Genomic DNA, 18,835 nt, shown 5'->3' on the forward strand with positions numbered 1-18,835 from the left:
GGCGGTGGCTCCAGCAGCAGAAGAACCCAGGCACCTGGGCACAGCTGTCGACCGAGCAGCAGCAGTGGCTGTCGAAACTGGGCGTCCAACCCGACCATGCCCCGGCTCCCACCCCGGAAGCCGCTCGTGCAGCGAAAGGGCCGAGCAAAGCTCAGGCAGCGTTCCAGCGCGGACTGGCAGCCCTCACACAATGGGTCGAACGCGAAGGCGCGGGTCGGCCCGTGCCAAGGGGGCACGGTGAAGAGATCGCGGTCGACGGCGAGGCGGAACCGGTGGTCGTGAAGCTGGGCGTGTGGGTATCGAACACGCGCGCTAGGCGGGAGAAGCTCACCACGGAACAGCTCGACGCACTACGACACCTCGGCATGAAATGGGCGTGAAGCGTACCGAAAGCGTACGGAGTGCGTACAGTAGGCGTACCTACCGCGCACGGAAACCGTGCGATAGCGAAGCCCCAGGCGCAGAACCATGAAGGGCCGGACCAAGGGCACGGCTAAGGCAACGGGGGCACCGAGCGGGCAGAGCGCGTGAACGAGCCTGATGCGCAACCACACAAGGCCGGCGCCTGCCGCAGCAGGTCCACCATGACGAGTGCAACAAGACGCTGTACGAGGGGGCGGCACCTGCGCCTGCGACCTCATCGAGCAGTGCGGACCGCCCTCCGCACGGGAGGACTCCTGACTTAGACGGCCTCTGACCGCTCCCCCGCGCCGGCCCCCGGGCCCTTCGATGCCCGGACCCACCTCTCACGGGCAACTCACGTCGATCGAGTGCGATGAACAGCTCGTTAGCGCACGGCGCGGGCGGTGGGACGGGCCCGGAAGGTGATCTTGCGGACGTCCTCGCCGGGTTCGAGTGCGCGCAGGCAGGTGTTGACGGCGAGGGTCTGACCGAAGCCGGCACCGCCGTGGATGCACATCATGGCGCGGGCGGCGACGGTGTCGGTGATGTTCTCCCGGGCGGTGAGCAGGGCGCGGGTGGTGACCACTGAGGCGTCGGACAGGTCGACGTACGGGTAGGTGGCCGCGGTCACGAGGCGTCTGCGTCTTCGTCGGTGGTGGCAGATGCGACCCGCCCGTCCGGGGCGTCAGGGGAGGAAGCGCCGCCCTGGCCGGGTAGAGGCGCATTGCGCTGGCCCGAGCCAGTCAGCGCGGCCAGGGCAGCTGGGGTGCGCCACCCGGTCGGCGGCGCGGCGGGCGGGATGAGGTCCGGCAGCGCCAGTTTCGAGGCGTCGGTGTGCTCGGCGGCGGCCAGTTCGTCCCCGGCTTGAGCAGAGGTGAGGGCTCCCAGCCGTCTGGCCGGCCCGGCCGTGGTGGCCGGGGCGAAGCGCTGTCGGCGAAGCCGCTCGGCGGCTTTCACCTCGGCGCGCAGACGTCGGGCACGTTCCGCACGGACTGTGCGCAGGGCTTTGAGCTGTTCGGGGGTAGCGGCGTCCGCGAGGTGCGCGGGCCCCAGGTAGCTGCCCTTCGCGTCGCAGATGTCGATCTCGTGATCGTGGTGCGGCATGTAGCGCACGGTGACGGTACGGCCGGCCTGGCCGGTCATCCACGGGGCGATGTAGGTGCGCCCGCGCCACCGCACGCCGTGGCTGGTCAGCTTCCGCGGGCGGCCGTCGTCCTCGAGGGTGAAGGTCCACAGGTCGGTGGCGGGGATGTCGGTGATGGGAGTCGGGTCGGCCTGCCATGCCTCGAGCGGCGTACGGCCGGAGAGCGCCTGGGGGCGGTGCTCGGTGTTCCACCAGTGGGTCCAGGCCAGCACCTCCCAGGTGAAGTCCTGAAACGACATGGCACCGGAGGTCTCCGGCCTGCGGCCCGCGCCTTTGCTTCGCCGGCCGGAGCGGTGCTTCGTGGGCGTGAGGGTGTAGCCGGGCAGGGCCGCGAACAGCATCCGGTCAACGGCACGGTTGAGGTTTTCCACCGTGCCTTTGAGGTGGGGGCTGTAGGCGGGCAGGTCCTTCACCGTCACGCCCATCGTGCCGAACGCCGTGGTGACGGCGGTGGACAGGAAGTCCTTGCCCCGGTCCACCCGCACCTGCTCCGGTGTCCCTCCCGCGGGGCCGTAGGGGTCCTCGCGCAGCACAGCGGCGCGCAGCGCGGCCAGCACGGAGGCGCGGGAAGGGACGCCAGGGGTGATCGCGGTGCCGGTGATGACTTTGGTGGCGGTGTCGATGAACCAGGTCACCCACGGGCGCACCAGGTCACCGTCGGCATCGACCAGCAGCGGTGCCTGGACGTGATCGGCCTCCCACACGTGATTGCGCCAGGAGGCCGCCCGCTTGCCGAAGACGTCGTGGGCGCGGGCCGCGTCCGGTCCCGCGGCGAGACCGGCCCGCTCCCCCGCGGTGAGATCACGGCGCACCGCGCGCAGGAACGTCGACAGCGACGGCATCGGGTCCAGCAATGGCACCGCGGCCGGCGGAGCGCCCGCGGGAGGAGCCGCGGATTCAGCCGTGGTCGTCGGCTGACCATCACTGCCGTGTGGGCCGGTCTCAGCACGGGCCACCAACTGGCGGTGGACCGCGGAAGCGTTGCCATGCCAGTACGCCAGCAGCACCCGGATCTCCCTGGTGATCTCGAACCGGTCACTGCTGCGTTCCCCGGGGCGCAGCGCGGCCCACACTGTCCGCTCCGACACGTCCAGGCACTCCCCGGCCAGGCGTACATGCTCCCGGGACAGCCGCCGCTCGGCGCGCAGCGCCAGCAGACGGCGTACCGCCGGCGCCCGCAACGCCGTCAATGCTTCCGCACCCAGAACACCGGCCGGATCGTCCGGCGGCGGCAGCGCCTGTCCGTCCACGCCATGCCCCTTCGTTCTCTCCGCTTCGATGAGCACGCCTTCGTTCACCTTGGCTGGAACAAGGTGAAGGCCCCGTACAAGCGCCTTTCGAGCAGCGGGACCGTCACGGGTAGGGGCCAAGACGCGCACATGCCTGCTCAATCAGCTCCCGGTCCACGCGCTTGCCGGGGTCACGCTCGCGGGCCGCGTAGACATGCGACATGATCTTCGCCCACGTGCGGAAATTGCCGCGCGCCATCTGCTCGTCCACCCGCGCAAGATCCTCCGGGTCCGCCTGCGCCCACACGGGATGGAACAGAGTCAGCGTCTGCGGTACTTGCGACGGCTCAAGCCGGCCGACCGGGTGCCAGGTCAGCACGCGCGAGCGCAGCGCCGAAGCACGGGCCAGAGCACGCTCGCTTCCCGCGCCGCACAACACCAGCGCCGCCGCACAGCCCGGCGCATCCCACAACTGCCGCAAATAGTCCAGCAGCGGCGGCGTCAGCCGCTGGGCGTCATCGATAACCAGCACACCCGGCTCGGCCAGTGCCCGCATCAAAGCCTGGCTGGCCGGCCCGGTGCGGCAGCGCCCCCGACTGCAACCCGAGCGCTTCACACAGCGAGGCCCGCAGCTGCGGCAGACCGGGCGTCACACCGGCACCCGGCCGGACAGAAGACGCAAAGCCCGCTCGACGGCGACCCTCTTCCCCAGACCCGTGTCCCCGTACACACAGCACATCCCGCGGGCCGCGACCGTATGCCCCACAGCCTCCGCCACAGCGGCCACCTGCCGGGTCGACACCAGCCGGGCCCCCTGCACATACAACCGCACACCGCCGCCCCGCACCCCCGCATCCGCGGCGCCCTCCGGCACCGGCACGTCGGCGGGCGGCCCATCGACAACAAGCGGACCACCCACCCCGTCCACGAGCCCCAAATCCGCAAGCGCCCGGTCATACCGGCTCGGCTCCAGCCCCACCCTGGCCCCTGCCGGACGAGCTACTTCAAGAACCCGGCCCGCCCCCAGATCCCGCTTGATCACCCGGTGCAGCGTCGGCAGCGAGGGCACACACCGTGCACCCCACCCCTCCAACGCCCCCTCTTCCTGAGCCCAGAGCATCCGGCGCCGCAACTCCGCGACGTTCCCGCCCGCCTGAGCGAGGACCTCCCACAAGGCGTCACTCAGCGAAAACCCGTCCTGCCGCGGCCGCGCCTCGACATGGCCCCGGCGCCCATCAGCCAGCTACCGCCACACCGTCCGCTCCGACACACCCGCCACCTCCGCCGCGATCCGCACATGCAGCGCAGTCAGCGTCCCCTCCCCATCCACCGCAAGAAGCCGACGCACCACCACACCCCGCGCCAACGGCACACCCCCCGTCGGCGCAGCCCCAGCCGACCCCGCCCCGGCCCCACCCGCACAACCCCCCTGAACCGTCACACGGCCCAGCCCACCCGACCCCGCAGCCCTCACACAGGAACAGCGAAACCCATGACAGCCAGCAACCAACCTGCTAGCCACACCACAACAGCCGCATAGTCACCCCATGACAGCAAGCACAACCCCGTCCTGGACCCGCTACCAGGACACCCACACCCCAATCCCGCTGACACCCACCCACTGCCACCCCACCACCCACTCACAGCTGGGTCAGCCCTTGGGGCGCTCCCTCTGGATCTTCTGCATCTTGCGAGCCATGTCGAGCTGCGCGCGGACCACCGTGTCGAACAGGGCCTCCGGATCGCCGTCGGGGCCGGCGCTCGCAGCCAGCAGCGAGGCGACTTGGCCGGCGAGGACGGTGACCATGTCGGCCGTCCCCACCGGGCCGCGGACCTCGATCAGCTTGCGCACGGCGTCGTCGATGCGGTCCATGGCCTCCTCGCCCTGGAGGAGCAGCCCGAGTCGGTCGGCGAGGAACATGCGGACGACCGCCACACCGTCGGCCAGGGCCGTGTCCACGTTGAAGTCGGCGCGGGCCTTCTCCGACTCCTTGAGCACGGCCGGAATCGTGTACGTCCGCTGCTCCGGGATGAGGCCCTCCTTCCGCCACTCCTCGTACGGGATGGGGCCGACGGCGTCACGGCGTGCACGGTGTTCGTTGGTCGGGCTGCCGCCCGCGGTGCGGCAGGCCCGCCCTGCTGCTGCCTTGCAGGTCGGGCAATCGACACGGCGCTTCCACGCGCGCACGAGATCCATCTCGACGTCGGAGCGGAGGTGGCGTCGCCACTCACCGCCCCACGGGATGCTCTGCGATCCGTTCTCCACGCCCATTGGCCCCCCTGGGTCCTCGTGGTGTGCCGTGTCCGTGCCGGAGCTGACCGTACCTGCGCTGACGCCTCTCATGGGCCGACAGCGGTCGATCGGGAGATGGCCGTCGTGCGCGCTAGTTCAGCTGCCGCGGGGTTTCCAGCGCGTACAGCTCGTAGGGGACGGTTCCGGTCTCGGTGTCTCGGTCGGCCGTTCCGATGCGGGTGAACCCGGCTTTGGTCAGGACGCGGCCGGAGGCGGGGTTGTCGGGGTGGTGCATGGCCTCCAGCCGGTTGAGGCCGGCGGTGGTGAAGGCAGCGGTGACGACCTGGTGGGCGGCGTGGGTGGCGTAGCCGTTGCCCCAGCTGTCCTCGCGGAGGATGTAGCTGATGGTGCCCATGACCGGGGTGCGACGGCGCAGGGAGATCAGGCCGATCAGGTCGCTCTCGTGGAGGATGCCCCAGCTCCACTGCGCGCGCGGGGTTTCGACGGCTCGGGCGAGAGCCGCGCGGATCTTGTCGTGGGCCTGGTCCAGGGTGAGGGGCCTGCCGGTGGTGCGCCGGATCGAGGCCCCGCTGTAGCGGGTCGCTTGGGCGAGGCTGGGCGGCTCCCAGGTTGGGAGTCGCCGCGCGGGTTCCTCGTATCGTGTGGTGCGCGGCACGCGCCGCGGGCGGCATCGGTCAGGGAAGCCCAGGCGGCCGCAGGGCCCTCGTATCAAGAGGAGCCCCGCGGCCGTCTCGTTGGCGGACGTTCGGCCCGTCAACTGCGGCGAATCAGGTCTTGCACTTGGGGGACGTGGTGCTCGCCGTAGCCGAATCGTGCACCGATGGCCTCATACCGGGCGTACTGCTCCTCGGTCAGTGGTAGGGACAGTACGAGCAGCACTCGCAGGAAGAGCCGGAACGCGAGGTCGGGGTCGACCTGGGTGATGACCTGTTCCAGCGATGCGAGGACGGTCGTGGCGGGAATGGGGCGCCAGTCGGGACTGACCGCCTTGTCCGCGCACAACAGCGTCACCTCCCGGAGCTCACGCAGCACCTCCTGCATGAGTCCGGGCCGGGCCGTGGGGACGGCGGGGGTGTACGTCGGGGCGACGTCATGCAGACGCTCCTCGCACACCTCCGCGATCTGTCGCAGCCAGTCCCTTCCGTCGACGGCGAAGTGGTCGAGGTCAAAGCCCCGGCCTGTCGCCGCCAGCCAGAGGGTGGTGATCGTGTCGGTGGGCAGGTCCGATTCCAACAGCGCCAGCGTGTCCTCCAGCAGGATGGCTGCCTCGGAGCCGGGGGTCCGCTCGGGGCCGTCGCCGGCGGCGGCGTCCCGCACGGTCTCCCGCGCGCCTCGGGTGTGCCATCCCGCGACGAACCGCGCTGTGAGCCCTGAGAGTCCGAAGTCCCAGGTGGCGTCACGCCGGGTGGGGTCGACCGGTGGCCAGATCACGTTGAGGCCGTCGTGTACGACCGCGGCAGGGAAGCCGAAGCGGTCACCCAGCGTGAGGAGCTTCGCGTACCTCTCCTTCTCGATCGGGATGGAGTACACCTTCAGCGTTCGCAGGAGCAGACGGAAGGCGAGATCGGCGTCGGCCCCCGTGACGACCTGTTCCAGGCAGCCGGTGAGGTCCGACGGTGCGGCGGCCTGGCCAAGGGCCGGGGCGAGGGCCCGGATCTCCGCTGTGACCGCCCGGCACAGGTCCTCGTCTCGGACCGGCCGTACGGGTGGCGGCACATAGGACCTCTTGTTGTGCTGAAGCCGTTCGGTGGACAGTTCCGACACCTTCTCCAGCCAGGCACGGCTGTTCATGCCGTGCTCGGCCGGATCGAAGCACCGGCCTGCGGCAGCCAGCCAGACCATGTGCAGAGTCGTGTCGGGGAGCGGGGAGGCCAGCAGGCGACGGGCGTCCTCCCCCAACTCGACGGCGTCCTCACCGTCGGACTGATCTGCCTGCCGTACCACCGCGTCGAGGGCTTCGGCCCGATCGACGCGGTGGCCCAGGGAGCACAGTTTCTCCGTCAGGCCGGTGAGCCCGAAGTCCTCCGAGTGGCCGAGCTCGACGTATGTGGCGCGCTTCTCTGTCATAGACCTTGCCTTACAGCGGGTAAGCGGTCTTGACGACGTATCCGCCACCGCCACGCTTGTGGCCCTTGACCTTCATCAAGATCACCACGACCTCATTTCCGAACCCCGGCCTGTGTGGTCTCCAGGTCCAACGCACCCCGTATCTCCACCGGCCCGCCCACCAGCGGAACCGCCCGCAGCGCCACCGTCACCGCCGCCGTCCCGGGGCGACGTGGTCCGGATATGTCATCGACCCGGTGTCTTCGTGGCTCATCGACGCCCCCCGCACTCCCAGTCGTGGACCTCGATGTCCGCGTACCGGTCCGCAGTCAGGACGGCTCGTGCCGTGTCCGGGTCCGGGGCCCTGAGCAGCACCGCCGTACCCAGCCAGGTGTTGCCGTCGTCGGACAGCAGCGGCCCGTACGCGACCAGCTCGTCCCGGTCGAGCGGCGGGGCAAGGTCGGTGGCCGGGCCCTCGCCGAGGCCGAGCACCAGATACCGGTTGCCACCGGTCCGGCCACCGGGGAAATCCCACATGGTGCGCCCCAGCACGTTGCGCCACCGGCGCAGCAGCACATCCCGGTACGCGCCGGCCTGGTAGTTGGGCTCCTCGAAGGCGAACGCGCGGGCGGCGGCGGGATCGGGCAGATCGACAATGTGCACGCTGCCGGTGGGTGTTTCACCATCATCGGCGAAGGTCGGGCCGCGAGCGATCAGCTCCTTCGCGTACCGGTCCATGTAGGACCAGTGCTCCTCCACCAACTCCTCGCGTAACGCGAGGGAGCCGGGCCGGTCACGGTGGTAGCAGAAGAACTCCATGACCACAGACCCTTCCCCATGAAAGGCACCATCTCAACTGGCTTTCGGCAACGATGACCAGCGCTCGAAGCCAGGCAGCATTGGACCCCGAAAGCCAGCACTCAGCAGCCGTAGGGGTGGGTGTGTAGGTCGGCCTGGTCCAGTCGGGACGAGAACCGCTCGGCTGGTCGGGGTGGGAGACTCAGTTGGGACGTGACGATCTAGGGAGTTCAAAGGATGGCAGCAGGTGCCCTCGACGGACCGGTTTCGGCAGCAGCCCCACGTGGGCAACAGGTCCTCGACCGCCTGAACCAGGCAATCGACGCCCAGCGCCCACTGGCGTGCAAGAGCATCGCCCGTGCCCGCTGGCGGAAGCCGGAAGCGACACCAGCACAGCTAATCCGCGAGCTGGAGTGGAAGTACATCAGGGCCTTTGCCGGGAGAGGCGCCGTAACTGGAGCAGCTGCGGCCACGCCTGGTCTCAGCACGGGATCCGTTTCGGCAGGCGAGGCTCTCTCGTCTCTTCATCTGAGCGCCCTCTTCGCGCTCTCAGTCGCCGAAGTCCACGGAGTCCCCCACGACGAGGATGAGCGCCTGCGAATGATCGTGGGGGGAATCGTGCTGGACGGGATCGGCTCAGCCACCATTCCCAGGGTCGCTGCGCGTACCGGACGACACTGGGGACGTCAGGCGGTCGCCAAGGTGTCTGTCGCCACGGTGCATCAGATCAACGGCGTGATGGGACCGAACTTCGTCACGAAGTACGGAACCAAGGATGGAATCGTCGTGCTCAGCCAAGTAGCACCGCTCGGTTTTGGCGCCATGATTGGTGGTGGCGCCAACGCAGCTCTCGCTGCTCTGCACGTGTGGGCCGCTCGTCGTGCATTTGGCCCACCCCCGACGTCGTGGCCATCGCCTACGTCCGGTACGCCGCTCAGGTCCGAGGACTCGCTCGGCTGACCCCCGGTGCGCTTGAAGCGCGCCAGAGCCGATTCCGGTGGCGGAGCCAGCCACCACGTCGAACGCACTGGCCCCCTGGAGTCGGATGGCGGGCGAAGCCAACCGGAAGCAGCTGCGCAGCGCCGGGAAGGGACGGCGCTCCCCGCTCGCCGTGCTGGTGAAGTCGACCGCCCCGGCCTGACCCGAGCTTCTGTTCGTCGATGCCGCCTCTCCCCCGTGTTCGGCGAGAGAGGCGGCGTCGCCGTGTGTGGTCAGCTGGGGCGGCGGAAGAGACCGCGGAGCTTGCCCGGCTCCTCGTCGTGCTGCGGCTTCGGCGGCGCGGCGGCCTCGAGGCGGGCGGCTTCGGCGGCGGCTTCCTCGCGGGCGACGTCGTCGGCGCTGCACGGGCCGCACACCGACAGTTCCCGGGCCTTCCAGGCAGTTCCCGCGGTGGTCTCCTCCCAGCGCTCGTCCGTGAACTTCCGCCCGCACCGCTTGCACACCGGCCGCCGCGCCTCCCGCTCAGCGGCACGGCGCCGCTCGTCCTCCGCTTTGGCGCGGGCGTATTGGCGGCGGTAGAGAGCGTCGCCGTCGGGGTTGTCGAGCGCGTCCGTCAGGGTCTGCTCCCCGGTCCGTCCCAGGCGCCGCCACACCGCCGCATTGGCGCCGTGCTCCTGGAGCTGCTCCAGGGTGGTGACGACCACGGGCACCGCCTGGCGGTAGTCCCTCGCGGTGACCGCCTTCTCGTAGAGGGTGTCGTACCGGCGCGGCGCCCAGTAGCGGCGGCCGGCCTCCTCCAGCACAGCGACCGTGGTGGCGACCTTCGCCTCGGTGGTGTCCGCGAACACGAACGCCACCGGCACCAGGCCCTCCCGGCCGGTCGGTGGGTAGACCCGGCGCCACAGCCGCAGCTCGTGATCGACGTCCTCGATCGCGGCCGGCCGGGAGCGGACCAGGTCCACGGTGCCTTTGGCCGCGTCCTTGGGCAGCAGCCGGCCCCACTCCCAGTACCGGCGCAACTTCTGCACCAGGTCGTGCGCGTCCTCGGAGCGGCGGTCGATCTCCAGCAGCATCACCGGCACCCCGGCCGCCGGCGCCCGCACCACCAGGTCCGCCCGCTGCACGTACCCGTCCGCGAGGCGGTGACCGATCTCCGTTTGAAAGCCGAGCCGGTGGCCGATCCCGGCACGGTGGAGTTCGGCGGCCGTCGAGGTGACCGCCGCCGCGTGGTCGTCGTAACTGGTGCCGAGCAGCTTCCCGGTGACCGGGTAGTACTTCTCCTCACGCAGCGCCGAGATGCGTATGCCCTTCGGCTCCAGCAGCCGCTTCGCCTCGCCGTGTCCGCGCTTCGTCAGCACCCACACCTGCCGCTGGTCCTCCCGTACCAACTCGATCCTCACCAGGCGGTGGTCCTGAAGATCCAGGAGGTTGTCTCGCGTGAGCTTGTCGTGCTTGTTGTCCGGACGGGTCAGCTTCCACAACTGATCGGGCGTCGCCCTCTGGAAGATCCCCAGTGCTTGCAGGAGCTCCCGGCGCCTGGGCCCGGTCGAGTTCTTCCTGTGCTTGGGACGCCTTGCTACATCTACACGAGGGTTGTCGGACCTGCGTCGACCCCCCTTGCGCCGGGCCTGACCTGCGGGAACGCCCGGCCGCTGAGGGCGGGGCGCGGAGGGGGTGATGGAGGGGTCCATGGAGGGGGTCTGTCCGGGCTGGTCAAGATGCTGCTCGGGGTCGTCTGCGGGCACAGGACGCTCCTGAAGGTGGGGCGGGCCGATCCCGCCATTCACCTTCTACAGGTGCGGAATACGGGCTCCGTGTGACGCCGGCCTCGGAGAACCCCTCCACCGTGACCGCATCGTGATCAGTCGGAAGGGTGTCCCGTGACAGTGAACTTGGACCGCCTGCCATCGAAGCTGCACGGATCGACCGGGTATGGACGCGTGCACCGGGCATCCGGAAGGCGGGCCGTAATCAGTCACCAAGGATGGGACGGAAACGACATGTCACACATGCAGCTCTTGGCTAAGGGAGCGGGTCAGGGCTCCCCGCCCTTCTGGATCATCGCCATCGTTTTGATCGTCATCGTTGGAATGGCGTTTCTGGTGACAAGGGCACGCCGGAGATAGCACGCGGTGCTCGGGGCCGTCCAGTTCCGATGGCGATCGGTCCGACTTCGATGTCAGAGGACACCGGACAGGGGAGAGTCCTCCCCCGTCAGCGGCCGGACTCTGTCCACAGGCCCGCAGTTCGAGGGTTCCTTCGAGGCCGCCGCGATCAGCGAGGCGGCCCGACGATGAGGAGCACCCATGCCCGAGAACACCGTGACCGCGCCGCTCGCCCCGATGGAGCCGGCGCACCGCACCACCGCGTAGCCGCACCTCCGAGACGGCGATGGTGCGGTCCAGCGCGCACTCCTGGCGCACCACCGCACCATCGCGGTGCGTTCCACCGCGCCGCACCGCACGGGGCGCGCGCCACGGCCGGGCGGGCACCGCTACCACACACCCCCTTGACCGCGACCTGATTGCAAACAAGGGGTGTAGCGGAGCCGACAAGGGGATCGGTGCGCGCCCGGCCTCACCCGGACAAGGGGCTGGTCGGCGGCGGGCGCACCGGTGCGGTGCGGTGCATGGGGTGCGGCGTACCGGTGCGCGAGAGTGCCGGACATCGTCGGGTGGTGCGGCGCGCCGGGGGCGGTGGCGCACCATCTCGGTGCGCACCACGGTGGAGTCCATCGTCGTCTGGCGCACCGGAGTGGAGCCCACTCGGTGGAGGCCACCCGATTGGCTGCGTAGGTCATCTCCAGGAACAGTTGTTTGCGGCTTCCAGGAACGCTTCACGATCGCCGACGTCCGGAATGCAGGCGAGAAATAGAAACACCCGCCACGGGAGCCTACGAGTGCTGCTGGCGTATGGGACCGGCACGATCGGCGGCCAGGACGCAGGCCGTGGTCCTCCTCGGTCAGCGGTTGTTGGGGCTCAGTAGCGTGGCGGCCGCAGCGACGAAGGCCACGGACGCTTCCTTGGCCGCATGCCGCCGGGCGTCCAGCTCCGTACGGCCGGTGGCCTTGCGCAGTGCGTACGTGGCATCTGCGGCCTGCTGGGCGGGGCCGGCCAGTTCAGGGACCAGGACCTGAAGGCGGATGTGGGGCGCTGTGATCGCCGCCCGAGTGTCGTGGGACCTCGTCTGGGCCTCCAGCTGATGCTCGGTGCCTGTCTCGGTCAGGGCCAGACGCTCTCGGTGGAACATCGCCGAGCGGTGCGCGTCCAGGGCGGCAGCGAAGTCGGTGACGGCGCCGAGCTGGTCCTGGCGGTGGCTGTCAGCGCGCTGCTCAGCGCGCGCGGTGCGTGCCGAACGGTGCTGGAGGAGTCCGGCGGTCAGGGCACCGGCGAGGGTGCCGAGTACGGCAACGATCGAAGGCCATATGAACATCAGGTGTTGGGTCCTTTCGGGTAGTCGGTTTCGGTGGTCAGGGCGGTGGACAGCAAGGTACGCGGCGGCGACTTCGGTGGCCGGGTTACGCCTGCGGCGCTCCGGACCTACCCCGGCGGTCAGTCTTCGCGGCTTGGGTCAGCGATAAGTCCGGGCCCATGATCACCTGCTCTGAGCCGACCAGCACACGGGACGGCTGGAAGCAATTAGCGGCACGCTTCCAGAACTCAGCAACACGTTTCTTGTCGCTGGCGGACCGTTCCCAGCGGTGACCAACAAACGTTGCTGGCTCCCGGCGACAAAACCACCCGATGGAGCCCACTGAGTAGAAGCCACCGAGTGGAGGCCACTCAGTGGACGGTGTCCGGCATCGTCACCACAGCCAGGCGCCTAGAGACTGGCTGGTGAGCCGGGCCCGGGTGGAGAGGAGGCCGCGGCGTGCGCGCTCGCCGCCGCCGACCCGACACGGTGGAGCGCGCCGGCGCAGTCGAGGACATGGCTGCCTCCCTCGAGGTCCTGGCCGGCGCTCTCGCTCAGCTCGACCCGGTCGACGAAGGCGCGGACCAGCTCGTGCGCCTAGGCAGTCGGCACTTCCTCTCTCCACGTCTGCGTCCAGTACGGCTCGCAGTACAGGTCGAAAACGTGTCCGCTCGTGGTGGTGCCCCGGTGCCGGGCGTGCGGCTGCACGTGCCGGGCCTCGGCTTCCAGGTGAAAATCGGCCACCGCGGCGTGGAACCGCAGCGCAAGTGTCCGCTCCTCACGGCAGCGGCCGCATTCCGGCCGATGCGCCACGACCTCCTGGCGCCGCAGCGTGAGCTCCGGGATGTTCTTTCCTCCAAGGTGTTGAAGTTGGAGTCGGAGCTGGTAGCTGACCTGCGGTGTAGGTCGATCGAGACGCTCGATGACTTCTGGTACGCCCTGGCTGAGCCTTGCGGTTCGGTCTGAACACGGAAGCCTGGCAGGACACCATCCAGGCGCGGGGCATCTCCGAGGTCCTCGACGGCTGCGACGCCTTGCTCAAGCACGAGGCCCCAGCGATTGGAAAGACGTCGAGGACGGCGGGGAGCGCGGCGCAGCGGCGGTCAAGCGATGGCACGGCAGCGCCCCCTTGGATCGGCCGCTCGCCGGCGTCGCGTCCGTTTCCGAGCCGAACCGGGCCGTTGCGGGGTAGTGCTCAGCGGTGATGTCCGCTCTCGCCTCGCCGCAGGAAGGCCTGAGCTTCGGCGGCCCGGGCTTCGCTGCGGTGCTGCTGGAGCCGCACAGCCGCGTCACGTTCGATGAGTTGGCCGTCGCGATTCTCCGTGTGCGGCCTGCGGTCCCGTCGGACGAGTATCACAACAAGCACCGCCGCGACAACACCGACACCGACCAACAGCCCCACAGCCACCGCCCCCTCGATGAATACCCCAGCCCAGCACGCTACACGTCGTCAGCTTTTCGCAAGGTCAAGCATGCGCGCGGCCATCCCCACACTCGCCCGGTACGCCCCCTGAGATATGGCGTATATCCGGAGGCGGGGCCGGCCCGCGACCATGTGGGCCCGACGGCGGCAGTTCCCGAAACGGCACGAGGCTTCGCGCGTCCGCAGGCCCAGATCAACAGGACGCGGGCTGCCAGCCGCGCACCGATTCGGCCACGCGGCCAGGGCGGCGCAGGTGGCATACGAGCGGGGTTCACCACCCGCCCGGTTGCCGGGGCGGCACGCAACCAGTACGCAGAAAGCCCCGGTGTCCGGCATCGTCACCACAGCCAGCCGGTGGAGCGCCGCACCCGGACAAGCGCGCGGCCGCGTTGCCGATCCGGTACTGCCGGAACGGGGCCGGAGGGACTACCGGCGGCGAGGCGGCGTCGTCCGGCGGCCTGGGCTCGCTTCCGCTGCCTGCCCAGTTCCGCCCGCCGCCTTTGACTTCGGCTTCCGGGGCCGCTCCCACACCAGCTGCCACCCGGTATCGAGTCCCGGTCCGCTTGCTGAGCCGCAAGCGGACCGGGACTCCGTACGCGCGGGCCCGTCTTGCCGCGAGGTTGTCTTCGTGAGCCGACCGTCACTGTGCTGCGGCTTGCCGGTCAGGAGCCTGCCCATGACCGCACGAAGCTGGTTGTCGGCGCACGACCGGGCTGGGAAGCAACCGGCCGCTGGGCCACGGCAGCCGGGGGCGGGACGGGTTCTGGCCGAGCGGGCGCATGTGCGCGTATTCGTTCCCCCGTTCCACTCGTACCGGCGGAGGTGGGGGTTGATGACCAGTCCCCCGGTCAGGTCGAAGGTGTCGAACCCTGCGGTGGTGCGGACGGTGACTGCTCGAAGTTCGAGTCAGCCGCTCGGAGAAGGGATGGAACAAGGCGCGGTACGCTGTTCCAGTCCTGCCTGCGCCGAGGCCAGGGTCTCAGCGGCGAACAGGTTGGTGTCGCCGGGCAAGTGCTGCCCCGGGCGCAGAAACCGCTGGCTGCCCTGTTCGTCGCGCACCGCGCGGTACCCGGCGTCCGTCAGCCGCTGTGCGATCTTCCGGCGGCGGATCGCGCCCACCTGGAACGCCACGGTGAAGAGCAGCGCGACCGCCCCGCCGGAGGCGATTGCTTCGACCGGCGATGTGTCGATGAGCAGGAGGAGGGTCAGGACCGCGCAGGCGAGGTAGCTGCCCACCTTCTGGCTCCGGTTGGCTACGTACTGGGCCATGACGTCGAAGGCGATGAGGTCCTTCAGCACAGCCACGGCAGCGACCGCTTCGGGCAGCGGCTTCAGCGAGCCTTGCCGCAGCCCTGGCACTGTCCCGCGGTTGCCCGCCTGTGGATGGGCGGTGATGGTGGCCGCCTCGCGGACACGCGCGTCGGGCTGTGGGTCCCGGTACATCCGGACCTGGACAAGCGAGTTCTTGAACCCGGTCCTGTACGCCATGCCGTACGTGTAGCCGTACTGCTCCGCCACGTGCGCCATGGCGGCCGCCTTCCGCGTGGTGCCCTGGGGGGCGATCTCGACGATGTCCTGCTGACGGGCGATCTGCTGGAGCATCCCCGCTATGTGACGTTCTACGGACATCCTGTTCCCCACCCCCTGGAACCCTGCGCCTCGGGCCGACCGCCGCACAGCCTAGTAGCGCTGGTCCATGTTCTTCACCACCAGACCCTCGACGCCGGAAAGGACCGTCCAGTCCTCCCACCCCGGTCCTCTTCGCCACCCACTCACACCCGACTGCCGGATGGCTCGGTTCAGGCGTTCTGCTTCTGTGCGTGAAGGTCGAGAGTGATGTGCGGGTCGAGCGCGTGCAGGAAGTCGGAGGCATCGAAGACCTCACCGGCGGAGACGACCCCGATGGTCTTGGTGCGACCGGTCAGAACGCGCTCGAGGGCCTCGGTGACGAGGGGCGCGGTGACGGCGTAGATGTCCTGGCCACTGGCCGTGGCCCGGCGTTCGGCTCCGCCGGAGCGGACGACGACGTCGACGAGGAATGTTTGGTTCGAGCGCCCGCGCTCGTCGGCGGCGGTCGGAGCCGGCGTGTGGGGAGCGGCGACGTCTCGGGCCGCCTCGGCAGTCATGTAGGTGGTCACCTCGGAGATGGAGAGGTGCTGGGAAACGGTGACGACGTCCGCCATCGTGAACTCCCCGATCACCGGCCGGGAGCCCATCGGTTCCGGGAAGGTCCACTCCAGGGTTGGCGCGGCGTCGGTGCGGTGCTCCCACTGTCCACCGCTGTAACGCAGGCGGTGGTCGCCGCGTCGCTCGCGGGAGACCGCACCTGAGAGCCGGGTACCGGCGGTGGGGTGCCAGTTGCTGAGCGCGTAGGCGATGTGCGCCTCGTCGGCTTCGGTCCAGTCGCCCATCGCCGCGGTGGCCAGCAGGTCGCCGAGGCCGCCGAAGAAGGCCATGGCCGGAACGATCACCGCTTCCGCGTCCCGGGCCCTCTCGCGGTAGTGGGCGAAGGTGTCGAGGTTGGCCTCGAGCTCGGCGGCCACGTCCAGGTAGGGGATCTTCGCGCGGAGCGCGGCCTCGATCACCGGACCGGTGGTCGAGGCGAAGGGGCCGGCGCAGTTGATGACCGCCGCGGTTCCCGCCAGAGCCCGGTCCAGCGAAGCCGCATCGTCGACCGACGCCACCCGGGGCTCCAGCCCGTGCTCATGGGCCAGCTCTTGCAAAGTGCGCGCGTTGCGCCCGGACAGCACCGGGACGAACCCACGCGCGGCCAGCTCCGTGACCACGAACCTCCCGGTGTGACCGTAGGCACCGAACACCGTAACCAGCTGACCTGACCCCATGAGACCGCTCCTGAGTATGTGAACACCCGCTGCGATGTCGATCCGCCGCGGTCTGACATCCCCATCCTGTTCCTCGGCCAACACCCCGGGCGAGCGTCGGAAACGACATGTCACGTACAGTTTCGGACATGCCCACCGTTGCGCTGGCCGTCACCGACGGCATGCTCCACTACGAACTGTCCGTGGCTGTTGAGGTCTTCGGATCCGACCTGACCCATATCGTGGACCCCTGGTACGACTTCTCCCTCTGCGGGAACGGTCCGGTGCACGTCGACCGTTTCCGGGTGGAACCCGACCACGGACTCGACCGCCTCGCCCACGCGGACACAGTGATCGTCCCCGGCTGGGCCGACACCGACGTCGACCCGCCCGCCGAGCTGGTCGAGGCGGTGCGGGCGGCCCACGCGGCCGGTGCCCGCGTGGCCTCACTGTGCACGGGGGCTTTCGTCCTGGGCGCAGCAGGACTGCTGGACGGCAGGCGTGCCACCACGCACTGGGCCCACACGCGGGAACTGGCCCGGCGCCATCCGTCAGCCTCCGTCGATCCGGACGTCCTCTATGTGGACAACGGAGACGTCCTCACCTCCGCGGGCAAGGCCGCCGCCATGGACCTGTGCCTGCACCTGGTGCGCCTCGATCACGGCTCGGCCAACGCCAACAAGATCGCCCGACGCCTGGTCATCCCACCCCACCGGGACGGCGGCCAGGCCCAGTTCATCGCCACACCCCTTCCCGCTCCGGGCAACCACCCGTTGGGTGAACTCTTCCCCTGGGCGCTGGAGCGGCTGGACCAGCCGCTGACCGTGGAGGATCTGGCCCGACAGGCCCGCATGAGCTCACGCCACCTCGGCCGGCACTTCAAGCACATCACCGGCACCACGCCACTGCAATGGCTCCACACTCAACGCATTCGCCACGCCCAGGAACTACTGGAGACCACCGACGCCACCGTGGACAGCATCGCCGCGGCCACCGGCATGGGCACAGCCACCACCCTGCGCCGCCACTTCCACCGCAGCGTCGGCGTCCCGCCCGACACCTACCGCCGCACTTTCCGTCCCTGAACAGGCAGCTTCAAAGGGGCCGTTCTGCAGGGGCGGCCCCCGGTCGTCCTTGTACCCGTCGTGCGGACAAGGAAAAGCCCCTTCATGAAACACAGGACTGGCGGCTCACCGCCGGCGTCGCCTGTCTCCTGGGGGCTCTGCAGCGCGGTGCGGAAGGCGCCTCTCGCGGCCTGAGGGGTCCCCTCCCCCACGGAAAGGCCAGGGCACCGGTGGGAAGAACCGGTGCCCTGGCCCTTTTTCGTGTTCAGGGGCCGCCGGAGGGCGGGGCGGTCAGCCCGGCGCGCACGGCACACCTCCGAGGGTGAAGGCGTCGGGGGCGGGGTTGGCGTCGGTCCAGCTTCCGGTGAAGCCGAAGGAGGCGGAGGCCCCCGGGGGCGACGGTCCCGTTCCAGCCGGCGTTCTTCGCGGTGACGGCGGTGCCCCTCTGGGCGAAGCTCGCGTTCCACATCTGACCGGCCGTCCGGCCCGGGCCGAAGGTCCAGCCGAGCGCCCAGCCGGTCCAGGGGGGCGCTGCGCCGGTCCGTAGCGCATAGGCCGCCCGCACCATCGGTGCGGGCCTGTTTCACGGCGAGTCGGGAGGCGAGCCCACACCTCGACGGCCCGGGCGGCGCCAGCCGGGCCCTGCTCCCCACTGTGCGCGGCGGCGTCCACAAGCACCGCCTGCCGGACGGTCGTGCCGGGCCCTATCGGGTGGCGCCAGGCCCGCACCACACTGCTCGAGGCCGTCGCACGCGACCACCACGCTCACCTGCTCGCTGCCATCGTCGAGATCGGCGGTGAGCTGGAGTTCCCAGCTACCCCGTAGCCGGCGCTTCAGGGGCGGGTCATCCCAGAAGGCTGCGCGGTCAGCGACGCCGGCCACCGCCGATGCGGCGGTCGTCGGCCAGTGCGGTAAGCGGGCCGAACTCGCGGGCAAGCTGGCTCCACGTCAGAACCTCGCCACAGCGGGCCGGGAACTCCTTCGAGTTGAACTCGGGCATGGTCCAGGCGCCAGTGCCCCGGTCCCGCAGCCACAGGTCCCCGTCACCGTCGACCACAGTCGGCGGGACCGGTACGGGCTCGGCCTGATCAATGGGCTCCCACGTGACCCGGCCCGGGTGGGAAACGCGGCGCAGCTCGGCGGTGGCCAGCCGCGCCGCCACGTCACGGGTGGACTCTTCGGCGTCCTTGACCGACGCGAGTCGGAACGCGTCGTCAAGTACGGGCAGGGCTGGATTCTTGCTGCGCTTTGAACTCATACGCCGACTACCTCCGGTGGGGGGTGTCACATCCGTTATGGCA

17 protein-coding genes are annotated in these 18,835 nt (G+C 69.9%); 4 read left to right on the forward strand and 13 right to left on the reverse strand.

The genetic code is table 11. From position 1 onward, the window contains the following. The coding region (locus A4V12_RS35730; RefSeq protein WP_199831417.1) for a helicase associated domain-containing protein at positions 1–380 on the forward strand (380 nt) is incomplete at its 5' end. Between the two features lie 407 nt (positions 381–787). On the opposite strand, the gene A4V12_RS29690 is transcribed toward A4V12_RS35730, so the two are convergent. The 7 genes from A4V12_RS29690 to A4V12_RS29725 form a co-directional block, all read right to left on the reverse strand. Continuing rightward, entirely contained in the window at positions 788–1,033 is a 246-nt protein-coding gene (locus A4V12_RS29690; RefSeq protein ID WP_064072557.1) for a hypothetical protein, read from the reverse strand. Then, positions 1,030–2,727 carry a Mu transposase C-terminal domain-containing protein gene (locus A4V12_RS29695; RefSeq protein ID WP_423564707.1) on the reverse strand — a complete coding sequence of 566 codons (1,698 nt, stop codon included), beginning with the start codon at positions 2,725–2,727 and terminating at the stop codon, positions 1,030–1,032. Before A4V12_RS29695 ends, A4V12_RS29690 begins: the two co-directional genes overlap by 4 nt. Positions 2,728–2,899: 172 nt before the next feature. Beyond that, positions 2,900–3,331 (reverse strand): ATP-binding protein, encoded by a 432-nt coding sequence (locus A4V12_RS29700; protein ID WP_234372376.1) that lies wholly within the window; start codon positions 3,329–3,331, stop codon positions 2,900–2,902. A 1,095-nt stretch (positions 3,332–4,426) separates the two neighbouring features. Next, on the reverse strand, positions 4,427–5,047 hold the full coding sequence (locus tag A4V12_RS29710) for a zinc finger domain-containing protein (protein ID WP_064072559.1): 621 nt from the start codon (positions 5,045–5,047) through the stop codon (positions 4,427–4,429). Positions 5,048–5,159: 112 nt separating this feature from the next. Continuing rightward, positions 5,160–5,684: a GNAT family N-acetyltransferase gene (locus A4V12_RS29715; protein WP_064072560.1), complete on the reverse strand. Its 525-nt coding sequence runs from the start codon at positions 5,682–5,684 to the stop codon at positions 5,160–5,162. Positions 5,685–5,782: 98 nt separating this feature from the next. Continuing rightward, the gene (locus A4V12_RS29720; protein WP_064072561.1) at positions 5,783–7,096 is read right to left on the reverse strand and encodes a hypothetical protein; all 1,314 of its coding nucleotides are present in this window, start codon (positions 7,094–7,096) and stop codon (positions 5,783–5,785) included. 249 nt (positions 7,097–7,345) lie between these two features. Then, positions 7,346–7,894: a YciI family protein gene (locus tag A4V12_RS29725; protein WP_064072582.1), complete on the reverse strand. Its 549-nt coding sequence runs from the start codon at positions 7,892–7,894 to the stop codon at positions 7,346–7,348. A gap of 216 nt (positions 7,895–8,110) precedes the next feature. Here A4V12_RS29725 and A4V12_RS35735 point away from each other — a divergent pair, with 216 nt between their 5' ends. Next, a complete protein-coding gene (locus A4V12_RS35735; RefSeq protein ID WP_079137454.1) occupies positions 8,111–8,833 on the forward strand; it encodes a hypothetical protein in 723 nt (240 codons plus the stop codon). Between the two features lie 251 nt (positions 8,834–9,084). On the opposite strand, the gene A4V12_RS29730 is transcribed toward A4V12_RS35735, so the two are convergent. Both A4V12_RS29730 and A4V12_RS29735 read right to left on the reverse strand, forming a co-directional pair. After that, the gene (locus tag A4V12_RS29730; protein ID WP_064072562.1) at positions 9,085–10,293 is read right to left on the reverse strand and encodes a replication-relaxation family protein; all 1,209 of its coding nucleotides are present in this window, start codon (positions 10,291–10,293) and stop codon (positions 9,085–9,087) included. Between the two features lie 1,481 nt (positions 10,294–11,774). Then, positions 11,775–12,245 (reverse strand): hypothetical protein, encoded by a 471-nt coding sequence (locus tag A4V12_RS29735; protein WP_064072563.1) that lies wholly within the window; start codon positions 12,243–12,245, stop codon positions 11,775–11,777. A 438-nt stretch (positions 12,246–12,683) separates the two neighbouring features. On the opposite strand from A4V12_RS29735, the gene A4V12_RS29740 reads away from it, so the two are divergent. Continuing rightward, positions 12,684–13,190: a hypothetical protein gene (locus A4V12_RS29740; RefSeq protein ID WP_064072564.1), complete on the forward strand. Its 507-nt coding sequence runs from the start codon at positions 12,684–12,686 to the stop codon at positions 13,188–13,190. Between the two features lie 1,363 nt (positions 13,191–14,553). On the opposite strand, the gene A4V12_RS29745 is transcribed toward A4V12_RS29740, so the two are convergent. Next, positions 14,554–15,276: a hypothetical protein gene (locus tag A4V12_RS29745; protein WP_159028954.1), complete on the reverse strand. Its 723-nt coding sequence runs from the start codon at positions 15,274–15,276 to the stop codon at positions 14,554–14,556. 170 nt (positions 15,277–15,446) lie between these two features. Further along, positions 15,447–16,490 (reverse strand): saccharopine dehydrogenase family protein, encoded by a 1,044-nt coding sequence (locus A4V12_RS29750; protein ID WP_199831418.1) that lies wholly within the window; start codon positions 16,488–16,490, stop codon positions 15,447–15,449. Between the two features lie 128 nt (positions 16,491–16,618). Between A4V12_RS29750 and A4V12_RS29755 the strand changes: the two genes are divergently transcribed. After that, on the forward strand, positions 16,619–17,554 hold the full coding sequence (locus A4V12_RS29755) for a helix-turn-helix domain-containing protein (RefSeq protein ID WP_064072567.1): 936 nt from the start codon (positions 16,619–16,621) through the stop codon (positions 17,552–17,554). Positions 17,555–17,798: 244 nt separating this feature from the next. Here the strand turns inward: A4V12_RS29755 and A4V12_RS35750 are convergent, their stop codons facing one another. Together A4V12_RS35750 and A4V12_RS29760 are read right to left on the reverse strand one after the other, a co-directional pair. Next, a complete protein-coding gene (locus A4V12_RS35750; RefSeq protein WP_350498028.1) occupies positions 17,799–18,101 on the reverse strand; it encodes a cellulose binding domain-containing protein in 303 nt (100 codons plus the stop codon). A 298-nt stretch (positions 18,102–18,399) separates the two neighbouring features. After that, positions 18,400–18,792, reverse strand: coding sequence for a hypothetical protein (locus A4V12_RS29760; protein ID WP_064072568.1), 393 nt, complete (start codon positions 18,790–18,792; stop codon positions 18,400–18,402). Positions 18,793–18,835: the final 43 nt, after the last annotated feature.

Source organism: Streptomyces noursei (assembly GCF_001646665.1).
In the GTDB taxonomy this organism is placed as follows: Bacteria; Actinomycetota; Actinomycetes; order Streptomycetales; family Streptomycetaceae; genus Streptomyces; species Streptomyces lavendulocolor.